The 729-nt window shown below is 41.4% G+C and carries 1 protein-coding gene; it reads left to right on the top strand.

Annotated elements, in window-relative coordinates; all coding sequences use genetic code 11:
* Positions 1-489: helicase-related protein (locus IQR33_RS04655; protein WP_265575777.1), on the top strand; the 489-nt coding region annotated here is incomplete at its 5' end.
* Between the last annotated feature and the right edge of the window lie 240 nt (positions 490-729).

Raw genomic sequence — 729 nt, 5'->3', positions numbered from 1 at the left:
CAGACTCAACGTAACACCATTATGAGTCAGTTTGAGCGCGCAGTATTTAAGATCCTTGTAACGACTGATGTTGCTTCCCGCGGTTTGGATATTGCAACTGTGACACACGTCATCAACTTCGATATGCCAAAGCATACCGAAGAATACGTACACCGAGTTGGTCGTACTGGTCGTGCTGGAAATAAAGGGGATGCAATCTCTCTTGTTGGTCCAAAAGACTGGGATAGCTTTAAACGTGTAGAAGCATACCTACAACAAGATCTTGAGTTTTCATTGTTCGAAGATTTGAAAGGTAAGTTTAAAGGCCTTAAGCCACCTAAACCAGATTTCCGCAATAAGAAAGCGACCGCAAAGAAAGCTCGCCCTCAAGCGAAAAAATCGGCGAAAAAACCAGCTAAGCGTGACAAGAGCTTCTACAAAAACGTATCTGTGGGTGATGATGTCTTCATCCCTAAGAAAAAACCAGCGGCACCGAGCTCTGAAGAGTAAAAGCTGCTGTAGTTTCCCATTGATTTTAGTTCTTAAAAATCCGAGTGTTCGCACTCGGATTTTTTATGTCTGTCGCTAGGTGAAATAGCGTCTTTCCATACTCACTCGTTAGTCAGCTTTTATATCTGTCTGGTTGTATATAAACAGCATAGAACGCTAATTTAGGAAGTTATTAAGTTTTATAACCTCGGTCAAAGCAAACGTTTTTCCTCACACACTAGATAAAAATCTCACATGATC

The organism is Vibrio sp. OPT46 (assembly GCF_015163535.1).
Taxonomy (GTDB): Bacteria; Pseudomonadota; Gammaproteobacteria; order Enterobacterales; family Vibrionaceae; genus Vibrio; species Vibrio alginolyticus.
The sequence above is the reverse complement of the archived record's forward strand: the minus strand, read 5'-3'. Positions and strand labels throughout refer to the sequence as shown.